This window comes from Streptomyces sp. NPDC040610 (genome assembly GCF_055594065.1).
Genome location: NZ_JBVIXA010000001.1, coordinates 969,310 through 983,718, shown reverse-complemented (window position 1 = coordinate 983,718; position 14,409 = coordinate 969,310). Strand labels below are relative to the sequence as shown.

Annotated in this window: 15 protein-coding genes; 8 read left to right on the top strand and 7 right to left on the bottom strand. The window is 70.9% G+C overall.

All coding sequences use genetic code 11. From position 1 onward, the window contains the following. Positions 1 to 138: 138 nt before the first annotated feature. Entirely contained in the window at positions 139 to 321 is a 183-nt protein-coding gene (locus ACZ6AA_RS04430; protein ID WP_003961784.1) for a DUF6104 family protein, read from the top strand. A gap of 279 nt (positions 322 to 600) precedes the next feature. Beyond that, positions 601 to 1,371, top strand: a complete 771-nt coding sequence (gene erm, locus ACZ6AA_RS04425; protein ID WP_471456192.1) for a 23S ribosomal RNA methyltransferase Erm — start codon at positions 601 to 603, stop codon at positions 1,369 to 1,371. 16 nt (positions 1,372 to 1,387) lie between these two features. Here erm and ACZ6AA_RS04420 read toward each other — a convergent pair whose 3' ends face one another. After that, the gene (locus ACZ6AA_RS04420) at positions 1,388 to 2,344 is read right to left on the bottom strand and encodes a TIGR03620 family F420-dependent LLM class oxidoreductase (protein ID WP_471456190.1); all 957 of its coding nucleotides are present in this window, start codon (positions 2,342 to 2,344) and stop codon (positions 1,388 to 1,390) included. 191 nt (positions 2,345 to 2,535) lie between these two features. On the opposite strand from ACZ6AA_RS04420, the gene ACZ6AA_RS04415 reads away from it, so the two are divergent. Then, positions 2,536 to 3,168 (top strand): TetR/AcrR family transcriptional regulator, encoded by a 633-nt coding sequence (locus tag ACZ6AA_RS04415; RefSeq protein WP_468483973.1) that lies wholly within the window; start codon positions 2,536 to 2,538, stop codon positions 3,166 to 3,168. 28 nt (positions 3,169 to 3,196) lie between these two features. Here the strand turns inward: ACZ6AA_RS04415 and ACZ6AA_RS04410 are convergent, their stop codons facing one another. Next, positions 3,197 to 4,072 (bottom strand): hypothetical protein, encoded by an 876-nt coding sequence (locus ACZ6AA_RS04410; protein ID WP_468483974.1) that lies wholly within the window; start codon positions 4,070 to 4,072, stop codon positions 3,197 to 3,199. Positions 4,073 to 4,233: 161 nt separating this feature from the next. Between ACZ6AA_RS04410 and ACZ6AA_RS04405 the strand changes: the two genes are divergently transcribed. Together ACZ6AA_RS04405 and ACZ6AA_RS04400 are read left to right on the top strand one after the other, a co-directional pair. Next, complete coding sequence (locus ACZ6AA_RS04405; protein ID WP_468452569.1) at positions 4,234 to 5,232, top strand: DUF4097 family beta strand repeat-containing protein; 999 nt, start codon at positions 4,234 to 4,236, stop codon at positions 5,230 to 5,232. A 1-nt stretch (position 5,233) separates the two neighbouring features. Further along, a complete protein-coding gene (locus tag ACZ6AA_RS04400) occupies positions 5,234 to 6,337 on the top strand; it encodes a PadR family transcriptional regulator (RefSeq protein ID WP_468452571.1) in 1,104 nt (367 codons plus the stop codon). A gap of 405 nt (positions 6,338 to 6,742) precedes the next feature. Here ACZ6AA_RS04400 and ACZ6AA_RS04395 read toward each other — a convergent pair whose 3' ends face one another. The 4 genes from ACZ6AA_RS04395 to ACZ6AA_RS04380 form a co-directional block, all read right to left on the bottom strand. After that, positions 6,743 to 7,303 carry a Clp protease N-terminal domain-containing protein gene (locus ACZ6AA_RS04395; protein ID WP_471456186.1) on the bottom strand — a complete coding sequence of 187 codons (561 nt, stop codon included), beginning with the start codon at positions 7,301 to 7,303 and terminating at the stop codon, positions 6,743 to 6,745. Then, the gene (locus ACZ6AA_RS04390; RefSeq protein WP_030687611.1) at positions 7,303 to 7,512 is read right to left on the bottom strand and encodes a helix-turn-helix domain-containing protein; all 210 of its coding nucleotides are present in this window, start codon (positions 7,510 to 7,512) and stop codon (positions 7,303 to 7,305) included. The genes ACZ6AA_RS04395 and ACZ6AA_RS04390 overlap by 1 nt, the downstream gene beginning before the upstream one ends. Before the next feature lie 130 nt (positions 7,513 to 7,642). Next, complete coding sequence (locus tag ACZ6AA_RS04385) at positions 7,643 to 8,605, bottom strand: zinc-binding dehydrogenase (RefSeq protein ID WP_471456183.1); 963 nt, start codon at positions 8,603 to 8,605, stop codon at positions 7,643 to 7,645. Positions 8,606 to 8,974: 369 nt separating this feature from the next. Beyond that, positions 8,975 to 10,189: an NAD(P)-dependent malic enzyme gene (locus tag ACZ6AA_RS04380; protein WP_380847990.1), complete on the bottom strand. Its 1,215-nt coding sequence runs from the start codon at positions 10,187 to 10,189 to the stop codon at positions 8,975 to 8,977. A gap of 564 nt (positions 10,190 to 10,753) precedes the next feature. Between ACZ6AA_RS04380 and ACZ6AA_RS04375 the strand changes: the two genes are divergently transcribed. Genes ACZ6AA_RS04375 through ACZ6AA_RS04365 form a run of 3 tightly spaced genes read left to right on the top strand, consistent with a single transcriptional unit; the run spans position 10,754 to position 13,459 of the window. After that, positions 10,754 to 11,713 carry an ABC transporter substrate-binding protein gene (locus ACZ6AA_RS04375; protein WP_468452577.1) on the top strand — a complete coding sequence of 320 codons (960 nt, stop codon included), beginning with the start codon at positions 10,754 to 10,756 and terminating at the stop codon, positions 11,711 to 11,713. Between the two features lie 37 nt (positions 11,714 to 11,750). Then, complete coding sequence (locus ACZ6AA_RS04370) at positions 11,751 to 12,698, top strand: amino acid ABC transporter permease (RefSeq protein ID WP_471456180.1); 948 nt, start codon at positions 11,751 to 11,753, stop codon at positions 12,696 to 12,698. After that, on the top strand, positions 12,698 to 13,459 hold the full coding sequence (locus ACZ6AA_RS04365; RefSeq protein ID WP_289945932.1) for an amino acid ABC transporter ATP-binding protein: 762 nt from the start codon (positions 12,698 to 12,700) through the stop codon (positions 13,457 to 13,459). The genes ACZ6AA_RS04370 and ACZ6AA_RS04365 overlap by 1 nt, the downstream gene beginning before the upstream one ends. A gap of 106 nt (positions 13,460 to 13,565) precedes the next feature. Here the strand turns inward: ACZ6AA_RS04365 and ACZ6AA_RS04360 are convergent, their stop codons facing one another. Beyond that, complete coding sequence (locus ACZ6AA_RS04360; protein ID WP_468483976.1) at positions 13,566 to 14,339, bottom strand: class I SAM-dependent methyltransferase; 774 nt, start codon at positions 14,337 to 14,339, stop codon at positions 13,566 to 13,568. Between the last annotated feature and the right edge of the window lie 70 nt (positions 14,340 to 14,409).

Genomic DNA, 14,409 nt, shown 5'->3' with positions numbered 1-14,409 from the left:
GCCGTTCGGTACGTCGGGTGGGCCCGGCTCCGAGTCCTGTACGGGACTGGGGGCCGGGCCCACCGGCGTACGGCCGTACGATGAATCGGAACGAAGCCCGGCCACCGGCCCGGGCCCGGCCCGCACCAGGAGCAAGCGTTGTACTTCACCGACCGTGGCATCGAGGAGCTGGAGAAGCGGCGCGGCGAGGAGGAGGTCACCTTCGAGTGGCTCGCCGAGCAGCTCCGCACCTTCGTGGACCTCAACCCGGACTTCGAGGTCCCGGTGGAGCGCCTCGCCACGTGGCTGGCGCGCCTGGACGACGAGGACGAGGACGAGTAACCGCGTCGTTCGGACGAGCAGGCGCCTCCTGTGGACGAGTAGGCGCCTCCTACGGAGATGTCGGTACGGCTCCTGGGCGAAAATCACTTGCCTGGGGGACCCGGCAGCCCCGTACGCTGCCTCCCATGTGCGCATTCGCAGCCGCTGCCATCACGAGGATCCGCCGCGCCTAGCGGCGGGCCGACCTCATCCCACTCTGGAACGCCCCGCCGCTTCAACGCGTAATCGCCGAGCGGCACTTCGTGCTGCCCGGCTTACCTCGAAGCCGCGGAGACCCCTGTGCGCACGCACCACCATGGCCGTCACGAGTTCGGCCAGAACTTCCTCACCGACCGCTCCACCATCAGCACGTTCGTCGACCTCGTGGGCCGCACCCATGGGCCGATCGTCGAAATCGGCACCGGGGACGGGGCCTTGACCCTCCCCCTGCAACGCCTGGGCCGACGCCTCACGGGCATCGAGATCGACCGCCGCCGGGCCGAACGGCTGCGGCGGCGCACCGCCCCCTCGACGACGATCGTCACCGCCGACTTCCTGCGCTACCGGACCCCATCGGAGCCGCACGTCCTGGTCGGCAACCTCCCCTTCCACGAGACGACTCCCATGCTGCGCCGCATCCTGCGCTCGACGGGCTGGACCGACGCCGTCCTGCTCGTGCAGTGGGAGGTCGCACGCCGTCGCGCCGGGGTCGGCGGGGCGACCCTGATGACGGCCCAGTGGTGGCCCTGGTACGCGTTCGGTCTCGAGGGCCGCGTTCCCGCGGCGGCGTTCCGGCCGCGCCCCAACGTCGACGGCGGGCTGATGACGATCACCCGTCGGGACCGGCCGCTGGTCGCGTCCGCACGGCGGCAGGAGTACCAGGAGTTCGTACGCCGGGTGTTCACAGGACGGGGCCGAGGACTGCCCCAGATCCTCGCCTCAGCGGCTCCCGACCTGCCCCGGCACAGGATCCAGGAGTGGGCGCGGCGAGGCGGCCACAGCGCCGTACGGCTGCCCAAGGACCTCGGCGTGGAGGAGTGGGCGGAGCTGTTCGGGATGCGGGTGCGGTAGTCGGGTGCGGCACCGGTCAGCGGGTGAGCGCCGGTGCCAGCTCCCGCCACTGCCGCAGGGGCAGTTCGCCGGGGTCGGCCGTCAGCACCTGTACGCAGACGTGGTCCGCCCCGGCCGCGAAATGCTCCGCCACGCGCGCGTGGACGTCGTCGACGTCTCCGTAGGCGACGATCGCGTCCACCAGGCGTCGGCTCGGCTCACCGCTGTCGGCCTCTTCCTGGAAGCCGAGCCGGCGCAGACTCGCGAGCTGGTGGGGCGCTCGCAGGTACCCGACGACGTGCTCCCTGGCCACCTCGCGGGCCCGTGCGCGGTCCGTGTCGAGGACGACGGCCTGCTCGACCCCGAGGAACGACTCGGGCCCCAGGATGTCCCGCGCCCGTGCGGTGTGCTCCACCGGCACGAAGTACGGGTGCGCGCCCCAGGTGCGCTCGGCCGCGAGAGCCAGCATCTTCGGCCCGAGCGCCGCCAGGAGGCGACGCGGGGCGGAGTCCGGCACGGGGCCGTACGCGGGCGCCGCGTCCATGGCGTCCAGGTAGCCCCGCATCGTCGTGACCGCCCTCCCGCGCGCGGGCACCTTGTAGCCGTCCACGTCCATGGCGGTGTCGTCGACCCGGTGCCCGCCGAGGCCCAGGACGTAGCGGCCGGGGAACGCCTCGCCGAGGGTCCGCTCGGCGTTGGCCATCGCGAGTGGTTCTCGGTAGGCGATGTTGGCGATGCCGGACGCGACGGCGATCCGCCGGGTGGCGGACAGCAGCAGCCAGGCCTGCCCGACCGTGTCGCGCCCGAACGCCTCCCCGTACCAGATCGCCCCGTACCCCAGCTCCTCGATCTCCGCGGCCGCTTCGCGCACCCGCCCCGCGGGCTGTCCCTCGAAGGCGAAGGTCCAGATGCCCGCGCGCCCGGGCCCGTCGCCGACGTGGCCGCGCCCGTCGGCTCCCTGGCCGAACCCGCCGTCTCCTTGGAGGTCACTCATTCCGGCACCCCTGATCCATTACCGGAGAACTTCTCCGGATACTTGCGGAGTACGATACGGAGAACCTCTCCGCAAGACCAGCCCCCCCTCCCTCCTCACCCTTCCCCTCGACCATCCCGACCCTCGGCCGTGATCCCGGATTCCCGGATCCCGCCCCGCTCTCGGGAAACTCACGCCCACGGGACGCAGAGATGAACCAGCCCCAGCCCCAAGCGCCGTCGACCACCCTCGCGACCGGCCCGATAGCGACCGGCCGCCCCGCCCGCGCCGATGCCGTCCGCAACCGCGAACGCATCGTCACCGCCGCGCGGGAGGCCTTCGCCGAGGCGGGCCCGGAGGCGTCGCTGAACGAGATCGCCCGCCGCGCGGGCGTGGGCCCCGGCACGCTCTACCGGCATTTCTCCGGTCGCGCCGAACTGCTCGCAGCCGTCCTGAAGGAACGCATCGACACGCTGTGCACCCGTGCGCAGGAGCTGCTGGCTGCCGACTCGGCGGGCGCCGCGCTGGCGGAGTGGCTGCGCGCGTTCCTCGACCACGCGCGCGTGAACCAGGGCCTTGGCGGCGCGCTGATGCTGGAAGAACTGGAAGCGACCGGCGCGCTGGGCTCCGACTGCCATCAGCGCATCCACGACGCGGCGGGCGCACTGCTCACCCGGGCCCAGGACTCCGGCGCCGCCCGCCACGACCTGTCCCCGGCCGACCTGCTTCAACTGGTCGTCGGGGTCGCCCTCTCCACCACGCACAAGCAGACGTCACCGGCGGGCGATCCGGAGCAGCCGGAGCGACTGCTCGCCCTGATCCTCGACGCGACGAAGCCTCGCTGAGCCGCTCCCGTCCGGACGACCCCGCACGTCACTCCCCGTCCCGGGCCTTCCTCCGCTCGCGGACGAGCCCCAGTACGCCGTGCACCACCAGGACCGCTCCGGCCACCGCCCAGCCGCCGCGGCGGCGCGGGGACCAGAGCAGGAGGAGGATGCCGACCGCGAGCTGGGCCCCGGCCAGGGCGCGGGACAGCGGCCCGCTCTCGACGGCGTCGAGTTCCGCCCGTACGGCATCGCGCCAGCCGGACCACTCGACGTGGCGGACGCCGTCCAGCACCCGGGCCACTTCCCGGAGGCGGTCGGCGGGCTCGCCGGGGCCCAGGCCGGGCGGCAGGTCGACGCCCGCCCGGGTGAGGACGGCCAGCAGTCCTCGCATCCGGGCGCGCGCGTCGGCCGCCGAGTCCGGCCGGGACAGCGCGTCCAGGGCCTGCATGTCGAGCACCGGGTCCAGGCCCAGGCGCGCGGCGAACGACCGCATCGCCTCGTCCTCGCCGACCGGCGTGCCGTTGGCCAGCCACACGTACCCGACCGTCCGCCGGAAGCCCGCCGCGAGCGTATAGCCGGAGCGGTCGGCGTCCCACCACAGCGCGAGCACCGGACCCGGCGAGGCGACGGCGAGTGCGGTGGCCCAGCCGGTGAGCACCCGGTCGACCTGCTCGTCCCCGTGCAGCCACGGCTTGCCCTCGGGCACGAGAACGCTCCAGTCGTCCCCCGCGGGCGCGAGCAGCATCCGCTCCCGCAGCAGTTGCGCGGCCGTCTCGACGGCGTCCACTCCGGCCCGACAGAGCAGCAGCGCGCCTGCGGAACCGGTCGGATCAGCGGGGGTGGCAGGGATGGCGGGAGTGGCGGGGTCAGAGGGGGTGGCGGGGTCAGAGGGCCGAGAGGGAGGCCACGGCTCGGATGGCATGGCACCACGCTAGGACATTTCATGATTTCCGGCCCCAGGGCCGACGGCGGGTGACCGCGGAGAAGAGATAGGTCTTGACTTTCCGTATCCGCGATATATCGTGTGTACTAGAGACGCGATATGGCGCGTCGCGTCCGTCCCGCTCAAGGAGGTCCGCCACCATGCCAGAGTGGTCCGTCGCCGAGCCCAGGAAGCTGACGTTCGACGAGCCCGTGAGGACACTGCGCGTGCGCGTGGTGAACGGCACGGTGAATGTCGTCGGCACAGACGAGGACTCGGCCAGGCTGGAGGTCTCCGAGATATCGGGCCCTCCGCTCACCGTGACGCAGCACGACGGCACCTTGTCCGTCGCATACGACGACCTGCCGTGGAAGGGCTTCCTGGAGTGGCTCGACCCCCAGGGCACCCGCCGCCACACGGTGATCTCGCTGACGGTGCCGGCCGGGATCCGCGTCGAGGTGGGCGCGATCGGTGCGGGCGCCGTGGTCACCGGAATCGAGGGCCGCACCGAGGTGCGGGGCATCACGGGCGACACAACACTCGTGGGTCTCACCGGCCCGGTCCGGGCCGAGACGTTCTCCGGCAACGTCGCGGCGCAGGGCGTCACCGGTGACCTGCGGTTCGACTCGATCTCCGGCGACCTGACCGTCTTCGACGGCTCCGGGTCCTCCGTTCGGGCCGAATCCGTGAGCGGCTCGATGATCGTGGACCTGGACCCGGCCACCGGCTCGGCCGATGTGGGGCTCACGAGTATCTCCGGCGAGATAGCGGTCCGCCTCCCGCATCCGGCCCACGCGGAGGTGCGCGCCAATACGGCGAGCGGCTCGGTGTCCAGCGACTTCGACGACCTCCGGGTCAGCGGCCAGTGGGGCGCGAAGAAGCTCAGCGGCAGGCTCGGGTCGGGCAGCGGCCAGCTGCGGGCGAAGACGGTCTCGGGCTCGATCGCGCTTCTGCGCAAACCCTCGGTGGAGGAAGATCTGTACCAGCACGATCTGCACAAGGCGGATGAGCCCTCGCGGGACGCACCCCCCTCGGACTCCCCGCTCCCGACCCCGCCCCCTCCGGCCGCCACCCCGACCGGCGGCCCGGACGCGGACACCCCCGCCGATGCCCCGAAGACGGACGCCGCCGACGGCCCGACCGACAAGAAGGTGCTCTGAGATGCCTCCCGTGTTCGCCCACGGCCGCCTGCGCCTGTATCTGCTCAAGCTCCTGGACGAGGCCCCGCGCCACGGCTATGAGGTGATCCGTCTCCTCGAGGAGCGCTTCCAGGGGCTGTACGCCCCCTCGGCGGGCACCGTGTACCCCCGCCTGGCCAAGCTCGAGGCGGAGGGTCTGGTCACCCACACCACCGAGGGCGGCCGGAAGGTGTACGCGATCACCGACGCGGGCCGCGCCGAGCTGGCCGACCGCAGCGGCGAGCTGGCCGACCTGGAGCTGGAGATCCGCGAGTCGGTGGCGGGGCTCGCCGCCGAGATCCGCGACGGCGCGCAGGGGGCGGCGGGCGAGTTGCGGCGGGAGATGCGGGCGGCCGCCCAGGAAGCGCGGGCCGGCAGCACGTCCGGCACGGGCACGGGCTTTCCGAACCCCTCGGACTTCTTCGACAGCTCCTGGGCGGACAGCGACGGCTGGCGGCAGGCGAAGGAGGAGTTCCGGCGCGCCCGGCAGGAGTGGAAGGAGCAGGCGCGGCGGGCGAAGGACGAGAGCCGCCGGGCTCGCGAGGAGGCCCAGCGGGCCCGTCGACAGGCGAAGGACGCCCAGGAGCGGGTGCGGGCGGAGGCCCAGGAGGAGCTGCAGCGCATGGCCAGGCGGGTGCAGGAGCAGGTGCAGGACCACTTCGCGCGGGGCGACTGGCCGACGGGCGTCCGCGAGGGCCTGTCCGAGCTGGCCAAGGAGTTCGGCGACTTCGGGAAGGAGTTCGGCAAGGACTTCGGGGTCGACTTCGGCAAGGACTTCGGCTTCGGGACGTCGGAGAAGGCGTCGGGCGGCAAGACGTCCGAGCCGGGGCCCGTGTTCACGGTCGAGCGGGACGAGGTGCCCGTGGAGTACGTCCCGGACTGGGCGCACGAGGAGTCCAGCGGCGAGCCCGCGCGCGACCTGGAGCGACTCCTGGACCGCTTCCGCGACGACATCCGCGACGCGGCCCGCGACCACGGGGTGTCCGAGGACCAGCTCCGCGAGGCCCGCCGCCATCTGTCGGAGGCGGCGGCCCACATCAGCGTGGCCCTGCGGGCTCCCCAGGCTCCGGAGTCACCCAAGTCCTGACTCGACGTACACCGGCGCCCGACCGCGGCACGTCGGCCGTGGGCGAGCCCGGGCCGTGGGACGCATCGGCCGTGGGCCCGGAGACCGTGGAGCCGGAGGCCGTGGGGCCCGGAGGTCGTGGGGCGGCAGCGAGGCGCTGACACCCCACGACGGGAGAGGGGCGCCGACGCCCGCCCGCGCGCCGCGTCCGCCTGGGATGTGCCACTGGCGTCAGCGTGGGACGCGCAGCTGGCCGGACCGGGCCGGGACACGTGGACCGTGGGCGGACGGCGGAGGGCGGACGTCTGCCGTCGGCAGGCGGCAGGCGGCAGGCGGCAGGCGGCAGGCGGCAGGCGGGCGGAGTGTCGGCCCGGGGCGGGCGGCTGGACTCACGGCGCCCCCGCCCTACCCCGGTCCCCCAGGGCCCTAGGCCTGATACAGCACGCGTTCCACAGCGGCCCGCGTCACCCCGTGGTCCGCCAGGGCCTCGGCGACGATGCCGGGGCGGGTCGTCAGGGCGAGGAGGATGTGTTCGTCGCCGATGCTGCGGTCGCGGCGGGCGGTGGCGATGCGCAGGGCCCGTTCCAGGGTGTCCTTGGCGTCATGGGTGAAGCCGCGGTGGCCGATCCAGGAGCCGATGCCGCGGCGTTCGCGGCGGGCACCCACGCCTGCCAACGCTCCGGCGCCATGGGCCTGTTCGACGCGGGAGACGATCTCCTCGACGTCGATGCCGAGCCCGGCGAGGGCGTCGGTGTCCGCCTGGGTGAGGCCGCCGCGGCGGCGCGCCTCGGCCAGGGCCCGGGTGATGTCCGCACGGCGCCGGTCGGCGCCGAGGGCGGCCAGGGCGAAGGAAGCGCGGGTACCCTCGCGGTCCAGGAGGGCGAGGAGCAGGTGTCCGTCGTCGATGGAGTCGGCGCCCTCCCGCTCGGACTCCTCGACCGCGCCCGTGACCACGTCCCGGGCACCCTTGGTGAAGCGTTCGAACATCACTGCCTCCCGTACTTCTTGTGCACGGCCTGCCTGCTCACGCCCAGTTCCGCGGCGATCTCCTGCCACGACCAGCCCTGCTGGCGCGCGCTGCGCACCTGCACGGCCTCGAGCTGCTCCACAAGGCGCCGCAGGGCGGTGACGGCTCGCAGCCCGACTCGTGGATCGCGGTCGCCCGCGCGCTCGGCGAGATCCGTTGCTTCGGTCATGTTGTCAACTTAGGTTGACAAGCCCGCACTGTCAACCATGGTTGACAGTGGGCGGACTCGACGACCTCAGCCGGTCGGCCCCTCCGGACGGCCAGCGCCCAGACAGCCAGCACCCCGGATGGTCCGTACCTCAGACGGTCAGCACGATCTTGCCGAACTGGTCACCCGCCTCCAGGCGTTCGAAGCCCTCGCGGGCGCGGTCGAGGGGCAGGACTTCGTCGATGACGGGGCGTACGCCGGTGGTCGCGCAGAAGGACAGGAGGTCTTCCAGTTCGTCCTTGGAGCCCATGGTGGAGCCGATGACGCGCAGTTCCAGGAAGTAGACGCGGGTCAGTTCGGCGTGGGAGGGGCGGTCGCCGCTGGTGGCGCCGGAGATGACCAGTGTGCCGCCGGGGCGGAGCGACTTGATGGAGTGCGACCAGGTGGCGGCGCCGACCGTCTCGATGACCGCGTCGACCCGCTGGGGCAGCCGGGCGCCGGCCGGCAGGGCCTCCACCGCGCCCAGTTCGAGGGCACGCTTGCGCTTGGCCTCGTCGCGACTGGTGGCGAAGACCTTCAGGCCCGCGGCCTTGGCGAGCACGATGGCGGCGGTCGCCACGCCGCCGCCGGCGCCCTGGACGAGGATCGCGTCGCCGGGACGTACGCCCGCGTTGGTGAAGAGCATGCGGTACGCGGTGAGCCAGGCGGTGGGGAGGCAGGCAGCCTCCGCGAAGGAGAGTTCCTTGGGCTTGGGGAGGACGTTCCAGGTGGGGACGGCGACTTGCTCGGCGAAGGTGCCCTGGTACTTCTCCGTGAGGATGGAGCGGCGTTCGCGCGGGCCGACGCCGTGGCCGGACTGGCCGATGACGGAGTGCAGGACGACTTCGTTGCCGTCCTCGTCGAGGCCGGCCGCGTCGCAGCCGAGGATCATCGGGAGCTTGTCCTCGTCCAGGCCGACCCCGCGCAGGGACCACAGGTCGTGGTGGTTGAGGGAGGCGGCCTTGACGTTCACGGTCGACCAGCCGGGGCGTGGGGTGGGGGCCGGGCGCTCCCCCAGTTCCAGGCCGGTGAGGGGGTGATCGCGGTTGATGCGGGCGGCGTAGGCAGCGAACATGGCGCCGACGATATGCCTGGCCCCTGGGCCTTCGGAACGTCCCACGGGTGTGACCCACACCGCGTCCCCACACCGCCGGGGCCCTGCCCGCCCCGCACCACGCCTCGGCCCGTCGACGGACCCTCGGGCCCCGCCAACCGGCCTTCGGGCACGGACAGCGCCCCACGACCCTGGCCGCCCCGCCCGGGCAGCAGCCCCATGCCCCCGGCACAGCACGGGCAGTCCCGTTTGCGGCCGTACCCATGGCACCGCCGCTGTGCCCACCCGTCCCGCCCAGCGGGACGATTGCCCACAGCGAGGGGGCGGGATGCCGGGTGCCCCCGGCATCCCGCCAGATCAAACGAATTCACGGCGGGGCCCTGAAGAGGCTCAGCGGCGGGCCACGCCCTCAGCCCTCGCGGCCGCCGCAACAGCCGCGGTGACCGCGGGAGCCACCCGCTCGTCGAACGGCGAGGGGATGACGTAGTCGGCGGACAACTCGTCGCCGACGACGTCGGCCAGCGCGTCGGCGGCCGCGATCTTCATGCCCTCGGTGATCCGGGACGCCCGCACCTGCAGCGCGCCCGCGAAGATCCCCGGGAACGCGAGCACGTTGTTGATCTGGTTCGGGTAGTCCGAGCGCCCGGTCGCCACCACGGCGGCGTACTTGTGGGCGATGTCGGGGTGCACCTCGGGGTTCGGGTTGGCCATGGCGAACACGAACGAGTTCGGGGCCATGGAGGCCACCGCGGGCTCCGGCACCGTACCGCCGGAGACGCCGATGAAGACGTCCGCGCCGGCCAGGGCGGATTCGAGCGAGCCGCTGAGCCCGGCCTTGTTGGTGAGCTCCGCGAGCTCCCGCTTGACCGGGGTGAGGTCGTCCCGGTCCCGGGACACGACACCCTTGCGGTCCGCGACCGCGACATCGCCGAGCCCCGCCTCGAGCAGGAACTTCGCGATGGCCACGCCGGCCGCGCCCGCGCCGGAGATGACGGCCCGCAGGTCGCCGAGGGTGCGCCCGGTCAGCCGCGCGGCGTTGCGCAGCGCGGCCAGGGTGACGACGGCCGTGCCGTGCTGGTCGTCGTGGAAGACGGGAATGTCGAGCCGCTCCTGGAGCCGCCGCTCGATCTCGAAGCAGCGCGGCGCGGAGATGTCCTCCAGGTTGACGCCGCCGAAGGACGGCGCGAGCCGCACCACCGTGTCGATGATCTCGTCGACGTCGGTCGTGGCGAGCGCGATGGGCACCGCGTCGACCCCGCCGAACTGCTTGAAGAGGATGGCCTTGCCCTCCATGACGGGGAGCGAGGCCTCCGGGCCGATGTCGCCGAGGCCGAGCACGGCGGTGCCGTCGGTGACGACGGCGACGACGTTCGACTTCCACGTGTAGTCGTGGACGAGCTCCGGCTTCTCGGCGATGGCGCTGCACACCTTCGCGACGCCCGGCGTGTACGCCAGGGACAGGTCGTCCTTGTCGCGCACCGGCACGGTCGCCTGAACGGCCATTTTGCCGCCGCGGTGCAGCGCGAAGGCCGGATCGAAGGGCTCCTCCGCGCCTTCGTGCCCGGCTGTGCTGTCGCTGCGAGGATTGACGATCTCCGCTGCCACTGTGTCTGACCCCTTAATTCTTCAGGTTGAGGGTGAACCACTTCCTGGTGGAGAAGTGGGGCGGGAACCGCGTCCGTGCTGAGCCCGCGGGCCTTGCGGCCGTTGGCTCCCCGCCTGTCGGCGGAGCGGTACGGGAGGTACGTACGAACGCGCGGGCACGCCGCACACGTGCCCTGGGCCCCGGATGAGGGGTGTAACCGTCTTTTCTACCGGATGCCTCCGACCGCCGACGAGCCATATCTGTGTCAGATCGATGTGAACGGCAGGTATCCCCTGGACCACAGAGGTAAAATGTCCGTATTGTTAAGAAATCTCCACCCCCGAAGTCCGCATGGCGAGATTGGGTGGTTATCAAATGGTTGGCGACCGTTCGCACCCGCACGGCAATGACCGTCACGCACCGGGCTGTTGGGGTTTGCCGATCGCCCGTTATCCGATTTTGACATCTCCAGCCCCCAGAATCGGGCTGTCCGAATGGCAAGATGCCTCATCACACGAGGTCGCGACACCCGAAGGTGTGTGCACGACCGCATGGCTGCTCCCCCATCCGCCGGAGGAACCCCTATGACCGCAGGCACCATTCGTCGCACGACCGCCGCGAAGTCCGCGAAGTCCCGGATCGTCGCTGTCGGCGCGATCGCGGTCGCCGGCACGCTGCTGCTCACCGGCTGCGGCGACCAGACGGACAAGAAGGACGAGGGCGGCAAGAAGGTCGTCAGCGCTCCGCTCTCCGACGAGCTGCCCGCGAACATCCGCAACAAGGGCGTCATCAAGGTGGGCTCCGACATCGCCTACCCGCCGGTCGAGTTCAAGGACAAGGACGGCAAGACGGTCGGTATCGACCCGGACATCGCCGACGCGCTCGGCAAGCAGCTCGGTGTGACGTTCGAGTTCGACAACGGCACCTTCGACACGCTCCTCGGCGGTCTGCGCTCCAAGCGCTACGACATCGCCATGTCGGCCATGACCGACACCAAGAACCGCCAGGAAGGCATCGACGAGGAGACCGGCAAGAAGGTCGGCACCGGTGTCGACTTCGTCGACTACTTCACGGCGGGTGTCTCGATCTACACCAAGAAGGGCGACGACCAGGGCATCAAGACCTGGGGGGACCTCTGCGGCAAGAAGATCGTGGTCCAGCGCGGCACCGTCTCGCACGACATGGCCAAGGCCGAGTCGAAGAAGTGCAAGAGCGGCAAGATCTCGATCGAGTCCTTCGACAACGACCAGCAGGCCCAGACCCGGCTGCGCTCCGGTGGCGCGGACGCCGGCTCCTCGGACTTCCCGGTCGCGGCGTACGCGGTCAAGACCTCCGGCGGCGGCAAGGACTTCCAGCTCGTGGGCGAGCAGGTCGAGGCCGCTCCGTACGGCATCGCGATCGCCAAGAACAACCCCAAGCTGCGTGACGCGATCAAGATGGCGCTGGACGCGATCGTCGCGAACGGCCAGTACGAGAAGATCATCAAGAAGTGGGGCGTCGACGCAGGCGCAGTCAAGGAAGCCAAGATCAACGGCGGCAAGTGACCGCGTCTCGTCATCTCGTCGCTGAAAGGCCACACCCGTGACAACGGACATCAGCAAGTCGGGCGATTCCGCGCCCAAGGATGAGCCACCGCGCTCCGCCCCCGAGGCGATCCGGGCGATTCCGGTGCGCCACTACGGCCGGTACGTCGCCGCCGTCCTCGCCATCGGCGTCCTCGCCGCGCTCGTCATGGCGTTCGCCAATGGCGACATCAACTGGAACGCGATCCCGGACAACTTCTTCGACGAACGCATCATGAAGGGCGTCCGGGAGACCCTGATCCTCACGGTCCTCTCGATGCTCATCGGCGTCGTCGGCGGCATCGTCCTTTCGGTGATGCGGCTGTCGAAGAACCCGGTGACCTCGTCGATCGCGTGGTTCTACATCTGGTTCTTCCGCGGTACGCCGGTCCTGGTCCAGCTCTTCATCTGGTTCAACCTCGGCTTCGTCTTCGAGTACATCAACCTCGGTCCGATCTACAAGGACGAGTGGTCGGACTTCATGACGCCGTTCCTGACGGCGCTCCTGGGTCTCGGTCTGAACGAGGCCGCGTACATGGCGGAGATCTGCCGCGCGGGCCTGCTGTCGGTCGACGAGGGCCAGACGGAGGCCTCGCAGGCGCTCGGCATGAGCCACAACAAGACGCTGCGCCGCGTCGTCATCCCGCAGGCGATGCGCGTGATCGTGCCGCCGACGGGCAACGAAGTCATCAACATGCTCAAGACGACATCGCTGGTCGCGGCGGTGCAGTACTACGAGCTCCTCCGGTACGCCCAGGACATCGGCACCTCGTCCGGCGCGACGGTGGAGACCCTGCTCCTGGCCGCCACCTGGTACCTGATCATGACGTCGATCCTCAGCGTCGGTCAGTTCTACCTGGAGCGGTACTACGCGCGCGGCTCCTCGCGCGCCCTGCCCGACACCCCTTGGATGAAGATCAAGGCCAACATGCTGTCCTTGAGTAACCGCGCGGGAGGTGTCCGCTGATGACCGCCATGGTCAAGGCCGAGGGCGTCCACAAGTCGTTCGGCCACGTCGAGGTCCTCAAGGGCATCGACCTGGAGGTGAAGTCCGGCGAGGTCTTCTGCCTCATCGGCCCGTCGGGCTCCGGCAAGTCGACGTTCCTGCGCTGCATCAACCACCTGGAGAAGGTCAACGCCGGGCGGTTGTACGTCGACGGAGAACTGGTCGGCTACCGGCAGAAGGGCGACAAGCTGTACGAGCTCAAGGACAGCGAAGTCGCCATGAAGCGCCGGGACATCGGCATGGTCTTCCAGCGCTTCAACCTGTTCCCGCACATGACGGCCCTTGAGAACGTCATGGAGGCTCCGGTCCAGGTCAAGGGCCAGCCGAAGGCGGCCGCGCGGGAGCGGGCCGGGCAGCTCCTGGAGCGGGTCGGGCTCGCCGACAAGGCGAAGAACTACCCCTCGCAGCTCTCCGGCGGCCAGCAGCAGCGCGTGGCCATCGCCCGCGCGCTCGCGATGGACCCGAAGCTGATGCTCTTCGACGAGCCGACGTCGGCGCTCGACCCTGAGCTGGTCGGCGACGTCCTCGACGTCATGCGCGACCTCGCCGAGTCCGGCATGACGATGGTCGTCGTCACCCACGAGATGGGCTTCGCCCGCGAGGTCGGCGACAGCCTGGTCTTCATGGACGGCGGTGTGGTGGTCGAGTCCGGCAACCCGCGGGACGTCCTGACGAACCCGCAGCACGACCGGACGAAGTCGTTCCTGTCGAAGGTCCTGTAGGGCGTAAGCACCGGCAGAGGCCTCAGGGACGGAAATCGTTGCCTACGTAGAGGGGCGGTACGGGTGATGACCCGTACCGCCCCTCTACGTAGGAGAGTTGGATTCCCTACTTGAGGCCTAGGACCAGGGCGTCCGAAGGCGACGACCACACCGTGCGCGCCTCGGCGAAACCCGCCTCCCGGAGGGTGCGGATGTGCCACTCGGCGGGCGGGGTGTCGCCGTCGGCGTGCTCTCCGTAGATCTCGAACCGCTTGGCGGTGGGCTCGGCGAGCACCGGGTCGTTGGCGGCGAGCCCCCACCAGTCCGCCCAGTCCAGGACACCGGCGGCCTTCGCGGCGGACTGGCGGGCGTGCCGCTGCTCGCGGTCGGCGGCGTTGATGCGCGGGGTGGTGGGGTCGGGCATGTGGTCGGCGTTCATGAAGACGCCGCCGTCGGCCACGATCCCGCCGAGCTGTTCGTAGAGCGCGGCCAGCGGTTCGCTGAACAGCCAGTGCAGGGCGGTCGCGGTGAGGACGGCGTCGTACGAGTCGTGGGGCAGCTGGGACGTCCAGCCCGGGTCCTTCAGGTCGGCGGTCACAAAGGTGACGCGGTCATCGTCCGCGAAGGTGCCCTCGGCGATGGCGAGGAGTGCCGGGTCGAGGTCGACGCCCGTGCTGGTGGCCTTCGGGAACCTTTGGAGGAGTCTGTCCGTAATACTTCCCGTACCGCACGCGAGGTCCAGGACACGCGGCTCCGGGCCGACGAGGGCCTCGACCATGTCGAGCATGACGCGGAACCGCTCCTCGCGGTCCGGCATGTACCACTCCTGCTGCCGATCCCAACTCTCCTGCCAGGCACGCCAGTCGGTTCCGAACCCCGTACCGCTAGTCGTTTCCGTCACCGGAAGACCTCCGTCCCGTACTACGCTCGACTAATCTCGTCGAGTAACACCCGCGAACGAAAAGCGACTG

Excerpts from the sequence above, each read along its gene's own strand:
- ACZ6AA_RS04400 (WP_468452571.1), top strand. The coding sequence starts at position 5,234 with ATGCCTCCCGTGTTCGCCCACGGCCGCCTGCGCCTGTATCTGCTCAAG.
- ACZ6AA_RS04365 (WP_289945932.1), top strand. The coding sequence starts at position 12,698 with ATGACCGCCATGGTCAAGGCCGAGGGCGTCCACAAGTCGTTCGGCCAC.
- ACZ6AA_RS04390 (WP_030687611.1), bottom strand. The coding sequence starts at position 7,512 with ATGACCGAAGCAACGGATCTCGCCGAGCGCGCGGGCGACCGCGATCCA.
- ACZ6AA_RS04375 (WP_468452577.1), top strand. The coding sequence starts at position 10,754 with ATGACCGCAGGCACCATTCGTCGCACGACCGCCGCGAAGTCCGCGAAG.
- ACZ6AA_RS04395 (WP_471456186.1), bottom strand. The coding sequence starts at position 7,303 with ATGTTCGAACGCTTCACCAAGGGTGCCCGGGACGTGGTCACGGGCGCG.
- ACZ6AA_RS04385 (WP_471456183.1), bottom strand. The coding sequence starts at position 8,605 with ATGTTCGCTGCCTACGCCGCCCGCATCAACCGCGATCACCCCCTCACC.
- ACZ6AA_RS04415 (WP_468483973.1), top strand. The coding sequence starts at position 2,536 with ATGAACCAGCCCCAGCCCCAAGCGCCGTCGACCACCCTCGCGACCGGC.
- ACZ6AA_RS04410 (WP_468483974.1), bottom strand. The coding sequence starts at position 4,072 with ATGCCATCCGAGCCGTGGCCTCCCTCTCGGCCCTCTGACCCCGCCACC.
- ACZ6AA_RS04405 (WP_468452569.1), top strand. The coding sequence starts at position 4,234 with ATGCCAGAGTGGTCCGTCGCCGAGCCCAGGAAGCTGACGTTCGACGAG.
- ACZ6AA_RS04420 (WP_471456190.1), bottom strand. The coding sequence starts at position 2,344 with ATGAGTGACCTCCAAGGAGACGGCGGGTTCGGCCAGGGAGCCGACGGG.